This is a genomic window from Anaerococcus nagyae (assembly GCF_017874535.1).
GTDB classification, from domain to species: domain Bacteria; phylum Bacillota; class Clostridia; order Tissierellales; family Peptoniphilaceae; genus Anaerococcus; species Anaerococcus nagyae.
This window is the reverse complement of the sequence record NZ_JAGGLS010000007.1, coordinates 106,047-123,196: the sequence shown is the minus strand read 5'-3', so window position 1 is coordinate 123,196 and position 17,150 is coordinate 106,047. Positions and strand designations below refer to the sequence as shown.

Annotated in this window: 7 protein-coding genes, 1 tRNA gene and 2 rRNA genes; 6 read left to right on the top strand and 4 right to left on the bottom strand. The window is 29.7% G+C overall.

The genetic code is table 11. From position 1 onward, the window contains the following. Positions 1–89, top strand: a 23S ribosomal RNA gene (locus J2Z39_RS06760); the annotation flags it as partial. Between the two features lie 308 nt (positions 90–397). Next, a 5S ribosomal RNA gene (rrf, locus tag J2Z39_RS06755) occupies positions 398–514 on the top strand. 856 nt (positions 515–1,370) lie between these two features. Here rrf and J2Z39_RS06750 read toward each other — a convergent pair. Together J2Z39_RS06750 and J2Z39_RS06745 are read right to left on the bottom strand one after the other, a co-directional pair. Then, the gene (locus J2Z39_RS06750) at positions 1,371–1,814 is read right to left on the bottom strand and encodes a zinc ribbon domain-containing protein (RefSeq protein WP_117522292.1); all 444 of its coding nucleotides are present in this window, start codon (positions 1,812–1,814) and stop codon (positions 1,371–1,373) included. Positions 1,815–2,370: 556 nt separating this feature from the next. Then, positions 2,371–2,913, bottom strand: a complete 543-nt coding sequence (locus tag J2Z39_RS06745) for a hypothetical protein (protein ID WP_117522291.1) — start codon at positions 2,911–2,913, stop codon at positions 2,371–2,373. A gap of 723 nt (positions 2,914–3,636) precedes the next feature. Between J2Z39_RS06745 and J2Z39_RS06740 the strand changes: the two genes are divergently transcribed. Continuing rightward, a tRNA-Gln gene (locus tag J2Z39_RS06740) sits at positions 3,637–3,712 on the top strand. A 337-nt stretch (positions 3,713–4,049) separates the two neighbouring features. Here the strand turns inward: J2Z39_RS06740 and J2Z39_RS06735 are convergent. Beyond that, entirely contained in the window at positions 4,050–4,796 is a 747-nt protein-coding gene (locus J2Z39_RS06735; protein ID WP_209814441.1) for a ZinT/AdcA family metal-binding protein, read from the bottom strand. A gap of 361 nt (positions 4,797–5,157) precedes the next feature. Then, positions 5,158–5,604, bottom strand: a complete 447-nt coding sequence (locus J2Z39_RS08515; protein WP_342589594.1) for a Na/Pi symporter — start codon at positions 5,602–5,604, stop codon at positions 5,158–5,160. A 719-nt stretch (positions 5,605–6,323) separates the two neighbouring features. On the opposite strand from J2Z39_RS08515, the gene J2Z39_RS06725 reads away from it, so the two are divergent. The 3 genes from J2Z39_RS06725 to J2Z39_RS06715 all read left to right on the top strand — a co-directional run bounded on the left by J2Z39_RS06725 (position 6,324) and on the right by J2Z39_RS06715 (position 17,111). Further along, positions 6,324–7,700 carry a CAMP factor family pore-forming toxin gene (locus J2Z39_RS06725; RefSeq protein WP_209814439.1) on the top strand — a complete coding sequence of 459 codons (1,377 nt, stop codon included), beginning with the start codon at positions 6,324–6,326 and terminating at the stop codon, positions 7,698–7,700. A 37-nt stretch (positions 7,701–7,737) separates the two neighbouring features. Then, positions 7,738–9,129, top strand: a complete 1,392-nt coding sequence (locus J2Z39_RS06720; RefSeq protein WP_209814437.1) for a CAMP factor family pore-forming toxin — start codon at positions 7,738–7,740, stop codon at positions 9,127–9,129. Between the two features lie 65 nt (positions 9,130–9,194). Continuing rightward, positions 9,195–17,111 carry an MG2 domain-containing protein gene (locus J2Z39_RS06715; RefSeq protein WP_209814435.1) on the top strand — a complete coding sequence of 2,639 codons (7,917 nt, stop codon included), beginning with the start codon at positions 9,195–9,197 and terminating at the stop codon, positions 17,109–17,111. Positions 17,112–17,150: the final 39 nt, after the last annotated feature.

Here is a 17,150-nt window from a genome sequence, read left to right as displayed (position 1 = left end):
GTACGTAAAGAAAATACGTTTGATAGGTCCAAGGTGTAAGTGCAGTAATGTATTAAGCTAATGGATACTAAACTTTAAATCTTGACTGGAAATATTGTTGAGAGACCTAACCCAATTGATCAAAAATGAATTGATGGTAGGTCCTCGTTCAGAGTTTCCCAAGAGCGCAAAGCGTGATTGGCTAGAAACTTACGAACCAATCGTATGGACAATCAATCCGTATTATGGTAAGTTTAACTGAGCGGCTATTTAATAGGTTCATAAATACCAACCTAAACTTTAAAATTGGCAGGTCGGCTTCAGAACGAAATCAGTCCTATAGCGTGCGGACATGATGTTTTCTATTTCGCGACATTTGACCTACCAACGAAAACAAGTTTTCGGGTTAGGTCAAGAATATAGTAACGATAGCGTTGGGGATACACCTATATCCATACCGAACATAGAAGTTAAGCCCAACTACGCCGATGGTACTCGGAGGGTGACCTCCCGGTAGAGTAGGAAGTTGCTAAATAACTAAGACTTAGTCAATTGACTGAGTCTTTTTTAGTATAAAGATACACCTGTCACGGAAAGTCGCCTTCTACGAAGGCTTATCCGCGTTCCCACGCTACTTTCCGGGGCAAATATGCCTTGACTTGGCATATTTGCCTATGCCAAACACAGAAGTTAAGCTTACTAACGCCGATGGTACTCGGAACTGGCCGTCCGCCTCCTTTAGGACTGACCTCCCGGTGAGTGTTAAATGTGTCTTGATTTGGCACATTTAACCCCAAAATGAGCCACGGGAGTGGCGGTGAATTAGCAAAGCTAATGAATTTTGGTGGAAGCTGCTGAATAAAAAAAGCCCGTCCGACTCATGGAGGACCCTCCATAGAATGGTCGAGCGTAGCGAGAGACTTAGTCGTTTGACTAAGTCTTTTTTAGTATATAAGGATATACCTAAAGCTCTGATGGGTAATGAATCTTAGTTGTTCTCATTCGCTAGAACTGAGCCTTTTGATAGAGTGAGAAATTGTCAGATAATTACGAAATAGTTGCTTGAATAGTTCTTTTTTATTTACGGATTACATCTTTATATTAGCTCGTCCGGATAGTGAAGGAAAATTTGCATTCCACATTATGGAACTCAAGTAGTGGATTAACGAGAAAGAAAATCCATCCTGATGATTGAGGATGGAAGGGCTTAATTATTTATAATAATCTGATTTGCTGATAGTTGCTGAACTATTAGAATTTATTCGTCTTCGTAATTTTTATAATTAATCACTACTATTTTGATTTTTTATAAACACAAATATCTTAATCAAACAAAAAAAGAATCGTACATAATATCTTCTTTGCTTCTAGAATTCCTATGTTTTTATAGCTTATTCATTATCTTTTAACTTTGTACCACAATTCCTGCAGAATATTTCATCTTTTCCTACTGCTTTATTACAAGATGGACATAGAAATTCTTGTTTCTGAACCTCTCTTACTTTTGCTCCACATTTTATACAATAAGTAGAGTTTATAGGAATTTCAGATCCACAATTATCACACACTGTTACATTTCTAAGGCTATTTATTTCTTCTTTTAGTTTGTCGATTCTTGATAGGCTGTTATTAACTTGCAAAATTCTATCATGTTCTTCAGCGTTAATGTCATTTTTGTGAGCTTCGTAATATGATTTTCCAATAAAATAAAATAATTGATTTATTTTAACTTCTTCTTTTTCTATTTCATTGTTCATTCTAGTGATATCACTGTTAATTCCAATATTTTCACCTACACCAGCCATTGTTTTTCCAACTTTTCCAAAAAAATCCATTATTACTCCTTACTGCTTACAATATATTTGATTATTCTTATTATAATTATAACCTTTTTATTTTTTTAGTCTATTACTTTATTATATCTTTTGATATTATTTATATGGATATTTCAGAAGCTTCCATAGATAAGAAGATATTTTATTCAAATCTATTAATATTTTTTTATAGATTAGTCTGATTTCTAAATTACAAGATTTTCTATAATCAAATTCCATTTACTGTAAGCAATTCAAAAATTTATTTGTCATTTTCATATTTTAGAGAAATATAGAAAGAGTTGATAGAAAAAATTGAAGAATAAATAAGGGATTATAACTTTGATAATAATTATCAAAGCTGTCTTATTATATATATTTTAAAATAAATCTCAATCTGACCTGTTTATTAAGGCAACTTTTATGATTTATTTTAAATGTGGATTTTTATTATATGTAGAGTATAATTATGCTAATAGATAAAATTTATTTTATTAAAAAGCCCATAAAAGTTTAATTGAGATAGCTTTTATGGGCTGGGTTACTTATTTAAATCATTTATTTAAATTTTATATTTTTATTCGTAAATTGTAATTTCTGTTACTAGGCCATCTTTTACTTCTATATTTATAGCATAACCTAAATCTTTAACTTCATCATAGTGTTTAAGAAATTCATCTTCATCATAGAATTGTGGATTTACAGAGCCACCTTGAACATTATACACAGTATTATTACTTACAGTAAAAAAGTGAGTTTGGTTTTCAAGCATTTTATCTACATTTGTAGAATCAGGATCTTTGTTATAATCCAAAGTTCCCTTTACTTCTAAGACATCTGCATATTTATTGATTTCATAGATTGATGGACTTTCAAATTCTTTATCTCTTTTACCTGCATTTTTAGAAAGTAATTGAGCAAAGTAAGAACCATCTTCTTTTTTTAAGCAATTTTCATCTGAAGTTGGTGAATTTTTAGTTTCCTTATTAACTACTTGGTTGACATTTTGTTTATTACTATTTTCACTAGCAGCATTTACCTTGCTCATGTTAGATCCATATACTAGACTTGTTGATAAAGCAGTTACTAATAGTAATTTATTTAATTTTTTGTAATTCATTTTCTCCTCCTAATTATATTCATCATTGTCGTATAATCTAGATATTTAGACTAGATGAATTAGTTTTAGAATAATCTAAACTTCAAATTATATGTTTAACTTTTAATATTTGAAGTAAGTACTTAACTTCAACAAATATTATACCCGCATAATTTATCACGTCCACATTGTTAGATAAATAAATATCTAATAAGATACATGCGAATAGATACTTTGTTAATAACGTTATATAGAAATAAATTTTAATTGGAAACTATTAATATTATATAAAGACAAATTAAGATTTAAAATTGCATTAGTATTAGATTATAGTGTTTGTATAATTTTATAAAAAGAAAAGGGCGTTTGATACCATAAATAGTATAATATTTTTAACAATAAGACCAAATTAGAAGAAATTAAATTACCCAATTACACTTTACAATTAACGAGAAGGATTACAAAATTTTAACGACAATAAATTGCTAAATCATTTTTAATCAGGGCGTTTAATGAACTTATGGGAAAATATATAGATATTTCTAGATAGCAAATCCTATCAAAATGATTATAGAGAAAATTATAGAATAGCGTTGAAATATATTAAAGATATTATATAAATCTACACAATATTATTTACTCTATCTATAGTTAGTATTGATTTTATTATTCTCTCGTAAAAAAATCGTATAGGGATTTTATACTCACTCGGTAAGTGTTATAATTATTATGTTATAAAATTATTGGGATATAGCCAAGCTGGTAAGGCACCAGATTCTGACTCTGGAGAGCGTAGGTTCGAGTCCTACTATCCCAGCCATAAAAATTTTAATGTAGAATTATATTATTATTTAAATAATATAGTAATTTTAAATTGTTAATAATCAAGAGAATAGGGAGTGTTGACTAAAAAATTTTATAAAAGCCAAAGGTAAATTAATATTTGCTCAATAGTATTTAGCTTTGTAAATAGAAATATTTATATAAAAGTTTGTATTGATGAAAAGGAACTGCCATGTAACTATAAAAACTTGTATTTTGTAATTTATCAATATTTTCAAATTAGATAATATTACTAAATATAATAGTAAAAGCTATTACAAATAATTACACAGCAGTTCCTTAAATTAAATTTTAATTAAGGAATAATATAAGTATTATTCTGTAATCTCATCTATTAATTGTTCATTGGTAGTTTGTGGGGATACTACTGTTGGAAACCAGCTTTCTTTATTTAGTATTTCATCTAAATCATTTCCATATCTGAAGTGGAAATGTAGTAAATCTTCATTAGGATCTATTTTCATCAAAGTCAGATATTTATATGGAGCATCTTCATTTGTAGCTTCAAATATATTCCAAGTTATTTTATGCTCTCCTAGCATCTGTTCCTCTGTTTTAGAAAATTTATAAGTACCTTCTCCTATAGTTTTTCCATCTTTTTTTGGAAAGTTACCCAAGAAAGTTACTTTGTCAGCATCTATAATAAGACCAGCAAAATCTGCTTTTCTTTTTGCCAGATAATCTTCTTTTGCTTTATCTTCATCAATTTCTTCATTTTTTGCTAGAGTAGAATAAGCTGATTGAATCTCAGGATCTTCTAGATATTCATACATACTATTCCAATCTCCTTGCCAATCAGATAAACTTACACTAGATTTTGCATCTTTATTATTTTCTCCATCTTTTGTGACGTTTTCTTCATTGTTATTAGAAGCATCATCTTTTTTTTCTGTATCACTAGTTGCAGCACTAGTTGCAGCGGGAGTATTTTTAGTTTCTTCTACTTTTTGAGTGGAATCATTTGTAGATTTATTATCTTTAGCTTCGTCTTTGTTGCAAGCACTAAATATTAATCCAAATGATAAAATGCTGACAATTGCTAATTTATTTTTATTTTTCATATAAACTCCTCTTTTTAAAAATATTATTTTAGCTTTTTATAAAATAATATTAACATTAAATTGATATATAGTCAATAATGATATTCATTATCAAATATTTAAACTATTTTTGAAAAATTTGACGCTCGTAGTAGTAGCACTATTAATAGTGTGTGCAAGTTAGCTAATTGTTCAGCTGGTAAAGGTCTAGAAAATTTTAATGCCATTTGATCTATTGGTATAAATAGTGATAATAGAATAAAAAATAATAGTTCCAACAATATTAAAAAGTACATGGCGAGAGCTGCTCTCTTAGCATTTTTGGAAGCTCCAAGTGATGACAAAACTGATGTTATGTAAGCTTCGATATTAAAACCAAATACTATATACATAAATGATTTGAATGATAGCTAAAGCTTGTAATATACCCAAAGAAGCAGATAATGACGTATGATAGCGGTTTTATAATAGCACCAGCTAATACACCTAGAATAGGATTTTGAATTTGGTCATCAAAGTTATAAATCTTGGATAATCTTTTAAAGCTTCCATGATCTTGCTCATAAATTCTATGCTTATAAATAAGAAGCCTAGATCCCATTATTGTTCTACCTGGAAAATTCTTTTCTTTTTTAGAGAATGCGTTCAAAATAAATCCTATAAAAGCAATTATTGAAGCTAGTTGAGGTATATTTAACTCTACAAGCTGACCTGTAATAGTTGTACCTATATTTGCTACCATTATTATTCCTACTGCTGGATAGATATTCATAAAACCTGCATTAACAAAGCCAACTACCATAACTGTAGTAGCGGATAATGATTGTATAATTGCAGTTATAAAAGTTCCTACTAATATGACCTTAAAAAATTGGAAGTCATTTTTTATATTACAATTCTAAGCCTATCACCTGCGACAATTTCAAGACCATCATCAATTCCATTCCATATAAGAAAAGAGCAAGGCATCCCAGAAGCTCGATAAAATAACTAATTGACATATACCCTCCATTATCATTCATTAATTTATCTTTTATTGATTATTTAAGATCTATCACAAATATTGAAGCTAAAATTTGATTTATAGATATTAAGAACTTTGACTATTAATTCAGGTGAAAATAAAAAATTAGCCATGTGAAAAATAGTTCATAAATAACATCTTATCTTAAATTCTTTATTATTTCTTATTATTGATCTAGATATATATTAATAAAGTGTATATAATTTAAATAAAATTTGATTAAAGAACTCTCAAAGTTTATAAGAAAACGACTTCCAGTATTGACATTTGCGGGCTCTAGTGCTAATCTATAGTTAGGTAAAGATATATAAAAAATTTTATTAATAATTCTAAAGTTTAATTGGATTAGATTATAATAAAGTAAATAATGGTCTTAAAAATTTAGTTATTTTAATAAATAGATTAGATTTTTATTTACAACATATTATAAATAACCCATAATGTATATCTTTAATTCTATTTATAAAGTCTATAATTATATTAAAATCTATAGAAATGGCACAGGTACATCAAAAGGAGGGATAATGAAGAAAAAATATCGTGTTCTCTCATTGCTAAGTGTAATCACATTCTTATCTACATCTTTTGCTTTTGATTTTTATAGCAATTCATATGCTATGCAAGAAGTTGAAAGTGTAAATAATGATGATTTATCCTATCTTTATCAGATAAATGAAGATTACGAACTAAACTTAAGCGATGAGGAATTAAGACAAGAGTCAGATTCTTTGCAAGGAGCTAGAATTGAAGGAAATAAAGCTTATGAAATTCCTTTAATGCAGCAAGCTCAACTAGATTTGGCAGAACTAAGCGAAGACAGAGCTATTAATTTACCATCGGGGATAAATACTACTAATCCACAGCAATTCTTTTATATAGGTTCTATTGGAGTTAGAATTCAACTTTTAAGAAAAGTCAACCATTTTATAAATCAAATGACTACTGAGTATATTTATAAGATTCAAGAAGCACATAATCTTGCTGCACAAGTATGTTTTGAAGCAGTAATGGTTGCTATAAATCCATTTAATGGAAGAAAAGATGTTCTTGCGGCTATAGAAAAGCTAGATAATAATATTGAAAAGATCAAAAATATAAGAGATATGACTTCTGGAGACTTAGCTACACCATATGTAAAAAAATTAATGTATAAAAATATTAGAGAAGCTAGGAAATCTCAAAATAAATTTTTTGACCAAGATAATTATGGAACTCGTGGTAAGGAAGAATATATCCAAAGTATTTATAGAAATGAAGTAAATGATATAAATAAACAGGTTGGACAAAAAATCACTTTTGGACAATTGTTAGAACTTGATGCAAGGTTAAAATCTGCATCTTCATCAGCACTTTTATCTAACGAAGTTATTGCAAATCCAAAATGGCTTAATGATACAGTTACTAAAGAAGTTAATAACCAAAATAAAATAAAGGCACAGTATAGAAATCAAATCAGCAAAGAAGACTTTGATACTTGGCAAAATCTTGTAAAAAAAGTAATTGATAGAAAAGTAGAAAAAAATCCTAGATATGACAAGATCACAGAATCAATATATGATTTATGGGACTTCAATGCTGAGTTAATAGATAAATATCCACAAGTTTTTTCTGGGGAAGTATTTGGAGATTTCAATCTAGAAAGACCATCTTCATATATAGAACCATATCAAGTGGCAGGTATAAAATGGATAGTACAACCAACCTTTGATAAAATTCCTGCTGGTATGCAAGCCTCTGGCTCAAGCATAATAATAGGGTTTGGAGGGCAAAAGGCTCAATACGGAGATTATAAAAGTTATATAACAAACAGAAGCACTTTAAGAGATGAAGTAGTTACAACAAATATGGATGGTAAAAATCCAGAATTAATATATCCTGATTTTACTGACCCAAGCAAATAAATAAAAATGTATATTTAAAATTTTTAAGGAGAATAGTATGAAAAAAAACAAAGTTTTTTCATTAGCAATTGCATTTCTAATGTTATTTAACATAGCAGCTCCTGCTATAGCAAGTGCTGATAGCGAAGAAAGCTATGAATCTAATTCATTAATGGAAGAATACCAAAACAAATTACCTCAATTATCTGAATCTAAAATGCTAGAAGGAGCTACAGTACTAGAAGAAAACAAAGTTAAAGACGTTCCTTTAATGAAAGCATATCAAGAAGATTTACAAACTTTAGCTGAAGATAGAGCTTTTGATCTACCACCAGCTGCACAAAAATATAATCCAGATACTATCTATGATCTAGATTCTATAGCACCTAGAATTAAATTATTAGGACTTACAGGAATATTTATACACAGATGTTCAACTGAACTTATATATAAGGTTCAAGCAGCTCATAGTAAGGCAGCAGGAGAAGTTGCTATAGCTATAATCACAGCTTTAAATCCATTTGCTTCAGTTGATGATATAGAAGCAGCTAGTGAAAGAATCTCAACTGCTATGGATGAGTTAGTACAAATGCCTGATTTAACAGCTGATGATTTTGCAACAATTTATCTTAAGAAAGTATTTAACAAAGACGTAAGAGAAGCTAGAAAATTATTAAATAATTATTATAGAGATGATTTATCTGAAGTTGGAGTTAAAGGTAAGAGAGAATTTGTAAGAAGTTCCCTTTCTAAAGAAATTAACGATGTATACAAAAAAGGTAATAGTCAAATTCAAGTTAAAAATTTAATTGAACTTGATGCAAGACTAAAATCAGCTTGTCAATCAGCTTTACTTGAAAGAGATGTTTATGCAAGTCCAAAATGGCTAAGTGGAACAATTGATAAAGAAATTAGAGATATTAGAAATATCAAAAATAAAACAAGTAGATATCTAACAGCAGATGAGAGAAATGCATTTGAAAATGAATTAAGAAAAGCTAATGATGTAAGAAGAGCAAAAGACGTTTCTTACTCTAGAGCTGCTGAAGGTGTTTATATCTTAAGAGATTATGTAAACGAATTAAGAGCTAAACATCCACAAGAATTTGAATCTGTCCTAGCGTTAAGAGAAGGCGAAGCAATTTCTTGGAGAGAATTCAATGTTCAATCTGAAATGCCAGATCCTGCAAGAATATCTAAAATCATTTGGTTAAACAGCCCATCATTTGATTTCCTACCAGATGGATTTAAACCAAGTGACAATGAAGAAATAATTGTTGGTTATGGTAATGAAGAAAATAAACTTCAATATGGTTCTTATGAAACATATACTTATAATAGAGATAGATTAAGAGCTTCTGAAGAGATCGTAGCACCAGACTTTGGTGATGAAGAAGATACCGATAACTCAACAGTAAGTGGTGGCTATTTAATATTTAACTTTAATTAATCTTTACGGAGCATTTTGCTTTTCAATAAGAGGGCTTATGCCCTCTTTTATATTAAGGAGGAAAAATGAGAAGAAAATTTAAAATTTTCTCAATTCTTTTAAGCTTTAGTATTATATTACAAGCTACTTATCCATCTTTTGCTGCTAATAATGATTCAAACAATACTAGTAGTGATTTAGTTGATTTTAAGGAAACTGATAAAAGTAATGTTAAAGAGAAAAAAGATATTGATCTATCAGCTAAAGGCATTGAGAATAAGGAGTTCAATGATAAATCAATAGAGAAAAATTCGTTAAAACAAGACCCCTACGACTTATATACTGACTATTCGTCAATTGATAAAAAGACCAAAAAAAAGAAGTTTCCTAGTGTATTTACTAGGAATATGGTTCTACCAGCTATAGAAACGAAATATGACCTTAGAGATGAAGGAAAGGTTACAAGTGTAAAAGATCAAGGTCCAAATGGATCTTGCTGGGCTTTTGCAACCTATGGTTCAGCAGAATCCGTTCTCATGCCGGATGAGAGAATGGACTTTTCAGAAAAACATATGAGGAATACTCACGGTTTTGATTGGGGACCAAGTGAGGGTGGTACAAGAACAGTATCATCAGCGTATCTAGCTCGTAGATCTGGACCCGTTTTAGAAAAAGATGATCCCTATGATATTTTTCAATCTAATTCTCCAGAAAATCTTCCGGTAGTAAAAGAACTTACTCATGCTATATTCATACCAGATAAGAGAGATGCTACTGATAATAATCTTTTAAAGAAGATGATTACAGAAAATGGAGGTATCTACTCAGCTGTAATGGGCGGAGACCAATATTTAAATAAAAGTACTATGGCTCATTATTATTCTGGAAATCAGGTGCCGAACCATGCTATAACCATAGTAGGATGGGATGATAATTACAGTAGAAAAAATTTCAAGACTACACCTCCTGGGGATGGAGCATGGATTTGCAAAAACTCTTGGGGAACTAATTGGGGTAATCAAGGTGGTTACTATTACGTATCCTATTATGATAAGAATATAGGAACTCAAAACTCTCAGTATATATTAAAAGATATAAACGAGAATGAAAAAATTTGGCAGTATGATAAGTTAGGTATGACTAGTCAAGTAGGACTTGGTGAAGAATCTTACTATGCCAATGTATTTGGTCCTGTAAAAGAAGACACTTATCTTAGAAATGTTGGTTTATGGACATCCGCAAATAATGCAGAGTATGAAGTATTTGTAAATACAAATATTGAAAACAATGCTGGTCTTTCTGATAAGACAAGTATTGGTGAAGGCAAGATGGAATTTGCAGGTTATGAAAAAGTAAAAGTAGAAGATACTTTCATACCAAAAGGTTCAAAATTTGCGGTAATAGTTAAAATGAAAACTCCAGGATATAAATATCCCATACCAATAGAACGTCCCATAAAAGGATTTTCATCTAAAGTTACAGCAGAGCCAGGTCAATCTTTTGTAAGTAAAGAAGGCGAAAAGTGGACTGATCTAACAGATCAAATAGCAAACGCTAATGTATCATTGAAGGCCTTTACAGTGGGCGCTGATTATATTGACCAAAATGATGAGCAAAGCAAGAAAATTACTAGCATAAACTTTAAACAAAAAGAAAAATTAATGAAAATCGGAGAAGAAGCTACTCTTTCGGTAGATATAAAACCTTCTGATATAAAATCATCTGATTTAAGATGGGAAAGCTCTGATAGAACAGTTTGTGAAGTAGATAAAGAAGGCAAGATAAGAGCTATTGGTTATGGTGAATGTGTCATAACAGCAAAGGCTAAGAACTCCTCAAAAGTCTTTGATACCATGAGGGTTAAAGTAGATGAATCTAATGCTGAGTTTAAAGCAAATATAAATGCGGATAGACAAAATTATCTGCAAGGAGAACAAGTAGGCATAAATATAGGCCTAAGAGATCAAGATAATAATCAGATAGTAAATAAAGATATAGTTTGTGAAATTGTAACAAGCCATAATCAAGAGTTCAAATACGATCTAAAAACTAACCTTACAGGTGAAGCAAACTTTAATGTAAGGCTCGATAATAATGCAGCTATAGGTAAATATAGAATCAACATCTACTATAAGAATAAGCTAATTGGGATAAATACTTTTAATGTAGAAAGTAAAGACTTTGCTCCTACAGTAGAAAACCCACTATTTGTTACAAATACTTTAGATAAAGATAAGATTAGACCAAATGATTCGATAAAACTCACTTCTCATGTAGAGGATAAATATGGTCAAATTAAAAGATATGCGAAGGTAGAATTAACCTTAACTACACCAGAAGATAAACAGATAAAGAAAAGTCTATACACTAATAAAGACGGTGATGCTATCTTTGATTTAGGATCCGACATATTTAATCAAGAGGGGAATTATAAGCTAAAAGTAGATTCAAGTTTAAGCGGTTTTGATAGCTTTAGTGAAAATTTAAATGTATTAGTTGATAGAAATACAGCCGAGATGGCAAAACTTGATTTTGACATTACTATGGAAAAAGATGAGATTATGGCAGGTAAAGAAAGCGCTGATATGAACTTTACAGTAAGTCATGAAGGAAAGCCTATATCAGATGCAAATATTAGACTTACCATAACTGATCCAAATCAAAAGTCTTATGAATTAGATTTAAAGACTGATCAAAATGGTAAAGCAGTATTCTCTATGGATATAACTAGCCAAAATGCAACTGGTATGTATAAGATAGATGCTACAGCTTATAAGGATGGCTACTATGATATAGAAAAATCATCTAATTTCTTTGTTAAAAGAGAAGGTAAATATCTAAATATATCATTTGATTCTGCTAAAAAAGATTATAAATTAAATGAGTCTGCTTATATAAAAGTCCAAGTAAGAGATGAAAACAATAATCCAAAGAGAAATGCTTCAGTTGAATTAAGTATAATAGATCCTAATCAAAAAGAAACTAAAATGAGAAAAGTTTCTGATTACAATGGTTATGTATTTATCTATATGACCCCAAAAGCGTATACTTCAGCTGGGGAATATGCTATTAGCGCCTATGCAACAGCTTATAACTATCCATCAGCACGAGCTAATTATAAGGTGAGATTTGGAGAAGAAAATCCAGACTATAAAGACTTAGGCGTAGAAGCTAAAAATAAAAAAGATAAATATTTTGTAGACGAAAAGCCAGAAATTTACATGACATCTGTAGATGAATTTGGTAACTCTGTAAATAATGCAGATATCAATGTGTCTATCAAATCACCAGATAATAAGGTGATTGTAGATAGGATAAAAACGGACGATAAAGGAAAAGCTACATGGTCTTATAAACTAGCAATGGTTCCAGGAAAATATGAAGTAAGCTTTAAGGCAGATAAATCTAACTACAAATCTACTAGCAAAACTGTAAGCTTCTTGGTAGAGGAAAGACCAAAGCTTACAAAGATGGATGCAAAAGTATCTACCGATAAGAAAGTTTATGAAGTATTAGGAAAAACAAAAGTAAACTTAGATCTTGTAGATGAAAAAGGTAAAAAAGTTTCTGATGCAAATGTAAAGGCAATACTAAGCACAAGAGAGGGAAAGAAGGAACTTAAATCAAAAACAGATAAAGAGGGACATACATCTTTTGATATTGATTTAGATAAAGAAGGCAAATACGTTCTTAACTTTGATATAAGTAAAGACACTTACGAAAATAAATCTTTAAGAGATGTAATTTTTGTAACTAATAAGCCTATAGCAAAAACAGGTGAAACATATATAGGAAAGATAAAGGCAGATCAAGTTGATACTTATATTGCAAATAATAAGCCGTTTATCCTAGATATTAGACCAAAATCAGCATATGATAGAGCTCATATAAAAGGCTCATTTAATCTTGATTACAATGACAGCGACTTTAATCTATTCTTAGATAATTTAAGTAAGGATTCAAGCCTATTTGTAGTGAGCAATCTAATAGATACAGATAATATTATAAAAGAGTTAAAAGAAAAAGGATTCAAATCAGTACGCCTTATAGAAGAAGGTATGGAAGAATATATAAAGATATCTGATTTAACCAATGACTCTTATAATAAGAATCTAGATTTAACGATAAACAGAGATAAGGAAACTTATAATCCTAAAAATGATATTACATTTAAGCTAAGAAGTACAGATACAAATAACAATTATATTGCAAATGCAAATGTAAGTTATAAAGTTTTAGATCTAGCAAATACTATCCTTGATAGTGGAGAAATTAAAACAAATAATATAGGCGAAGCTAACCTTAAACTTAAACTTGCTGATAATACTTATCCAGGCAAGTATAAAATACTTGCTAAAGTAAGTAAAGATGGATATAAAGACTATAATTCTATAGCAATCTTTAATATAGCAAGCAAGGAAAATGCTGATAACTTTAAGGATTATGATTCAGCTAAAAAAGCTCAATACTTTGAACATCTTACAGGAGATACATCTAATCAGAAAGTAATTAAAAATCTCTATGGAAAAAATCTATTAGCAGCACCTGTCAAAAACTTGGACGGTAAAGCGGAGATGCTAGGAGATAATTTTGATTTAGATAAGATAAGTCTAATCTTATTTACAGAAGATAAAGATCCTAGTTTAGAGAAATTTGCTAAACTATCACATGAATCTTATAACTTTATAAGAATAAGCCCTAAATCAGATTTGGCTTATTTGGAAGAAAATAAAATAAAGAGATTGGTAGGTTATAGTAAAGTAGATGAAGCAAATTCTCTTAGAAATGATAGGCTGAAACTTGGTAAAACTTCCAAGATACTTGTACTAAATAAAGATGGAAGAGTAATCAATCTTTTAGATGCAAAAGACTTTGATAATATAAATGAAATTCTTGCCAAAGAAAACATTAAGGTAAATAACACTAATGTAGACCCTAATGATAAAGTGTTAGACCAATCAAAGGCAAACATCTCTGTAAGTGCTCCAAGCTCTAGAATTAAACGTAGAGATATAGTAGAAGTAAATGTTGAATTAAAGGATGCTAGTAATGGTACTGCTCTTGCTAATAGGAATATAAAGTATACTTTAATGGATCCTTTTGGAAGAAGTGTATCTTATAATAGACAAACTGATAAGATGGGTAGACACATCTTTAAAATAGGAACTAACGATAAGACTAGCCTTGGTAAATATAAGATAAAAGTAGAGCTACTTGATGCTCAATATAAAAATAGCTTTAAGTTCTTTGAATACGAAGTTATAGATGCAAATACTCCAGATATGCTTCAAATGAAAGCAGATATTTCTACAGATAAGACTAAATACGATTTAGGAGATGCTATAAACTTAAGCATAGTAGCAAAAGATCTTAATAATTCCTTATTAGATAAAGCAACAGCAGAAGCTACGTTAGAAGACCCATACGGCAAGGACTTGTATTCTAAGAACCAGACTTCAGATGCTAAGGGTAATATCAAGATAAGCTTCCCAACATCGGATGAAAATGTCTTAGGTAAGTATAAAGTCAAAATAAAAGTTAATAGAGAAGGTTTCAAGGAATACAAGAAAGACTTAGAAGTTCAACTCGGGGATAGTAGTGTCAGTCCAGATCCAAAACCAGAACCAGATCCAACTCCTGATCCTAAGCCAGAGCCTGATCCATCTGATGATGATAAGCAGAAGCCAGAAAATCCTATAGAAGTAGAAGTTAAAGATCAAAATACTCCATTATCATTTGAGGGTGCATATGCACTAGGTTTCTTTGATACAACAGATAAGCTAACTATGGTAAATTTAAAAGCTAGATATGGTAAAAACTTTAATAATCTAGTCTTATATGATAAAAATAGAAAAGCTGTTAAAATTGGAGATATAATTGATAATAAACGTCCAACAATATTCTTAATGGGTGACAGAGTAGATAGCAATTCTATGAAGATGTTTGAAAATTCATCTAAGATAGATGCAAAAGCCTTTAACTTTGTAAATGTAGTTACAAATGGAAGTGTTACTGACTTAGAAAAAATTAGCAAAGGAAAACTTTACAAAGATTCATTCTACAGAGGTAATTCTCTAAATGGACAATTTAGATCAAACAAAAATCAAGTCGTAGTTTTAGATAAAAATGGATCAGTTATAAATGTATTCCCATATAAATCTAATTACGAAGTACTTAGAAGATTTAATATGTCAAATGGCTACTATGCTGATAATGACAATTATAAACCTTTAAGTCTTGACAAATTTGAAAATAATTATCCTATATCTTTTGATCAAAGAAAAGAAAGAGGAGATTATAAAGGCATGTCAGATGAGGAGATGAGATTTAATAATCTTTACTCTAGAGATTTATCTAATGCAAAATTGATAAAATCTAATAATAGCAGAGTGGAACTTAATGATATAGCTAAAAAAGATGTCAAAATTCTCCTTATAGGAGATTATAGAAAAGATGAAACTATAAAGATGTGGGATGATGCTCAATATATATCTGATGGCGACTATGATTTAGTTAATGTATCTTATCTTGGTAGTCAAACTGCTATAAATGCTGAGAAAGAAAGATTTAAATCCCTTTGGGATGTCAAAAGGGATATCTATGTATCAGGAGCATATAATATATTATTTAATGTAAATAAGCCTACAGTTGTAGCTATAGATAAAAATCAAAGATTCCTGTTTAGCAAAGAATATAAGTCTAACGAAGATATAAAATATGTAATAGATAGAACTCTTAATACTAGTGCATCTGACCAGACTATAACAGATTCTTATAAAGAAATAGGAGATTATGATGTATTAGGTGATATTCCTAAAAAAGAAGAAGATCCAGAGAAGATTCATCCGATGTCATTTGCTCAAAGAAGTGAAAGAGGGGACTACAGAATCTTTGAACCTAACGAAAAAGATGTAAATAAAAAATATTACGGCAAGGATATGAACTTATACCTAATGAATAATATGAATCAAGAAGATATTTACATCAAAGATTTCTTAGATAAAAAAGTAAATGTAATGTTAGTTGGTTCTCCTAACGATAAAAAATCAAGGATTATGTGGAAAAATTCGGCATATCTAAATAGAGATAATATAAACTTAGTTAAGATTTCAAACTATAAAGGCATTGAAGACTTAAATTATATGTTTACATCTTACGATATGAATGATGTAGGCGATAATTTCTATTATGGTGGTGCAAAGTTTGACTTTGATAAGGAAGTTTCATCTCCTTATATAATAGTAACAGATGAAAATGGTAAATTATTATTTGTTAAAAAATATATGACAAATGAAGATATAGAGGGCTTAGTTAATAGAGCATTAAGGACTAAGTATTCAGCTGAGGATGGAGGAGATGATTTCCCTCCAATAGGAAGCGAAAAAATTTCAAAAGATAATAAAGATCATGAGCCACAATATATCGAACATGTAAGTTCGGAAGAATTAGCAGCAAGTTTTCCTTTGACATATGCTCAAAGAGAAGTTAGAGGCGACTATGGACAACTTACAGAAGAAGAGAAAAAGCAAAATCAAAGATTTTATGGTAGAGATATAAAGAATATAAATCTTTTGCGAAATGATAATACTTACATGAGAGTTTCAAATATAGGTAAAGGTGGACTAACGCTATATCTATTAGGAAACTATAAAGAAGAAAGTTCTTTTGAAATGTGGAATAATACCCATCAATATACAAGTGAGGATTTTTCTATAAAACTTCTAAATTATGCTGGAAGTACTAAGCTTTTAAATGATGCTGTAGCAAGTCATAATTTAGAACTAGGAGAAATTTTTACAAATGGGTCTGCTTTAGCATATCTTAATAATAGAGTAAATAACACTATTATAGCTGTAGATAAAGATTCCAAGGTTATATTTATAAAAAACTATAAGGATAATAATGACTTAAAATATGTCCTAGATAGATGTATTAGAACAAAATATTCAAATGATATAAAGTCAAATGACGTTCCTGATATCTATGATATAAAGCTTAACTAGTATAAAAGTTAACCCTGTGATTTACACAGGGTTAATTTT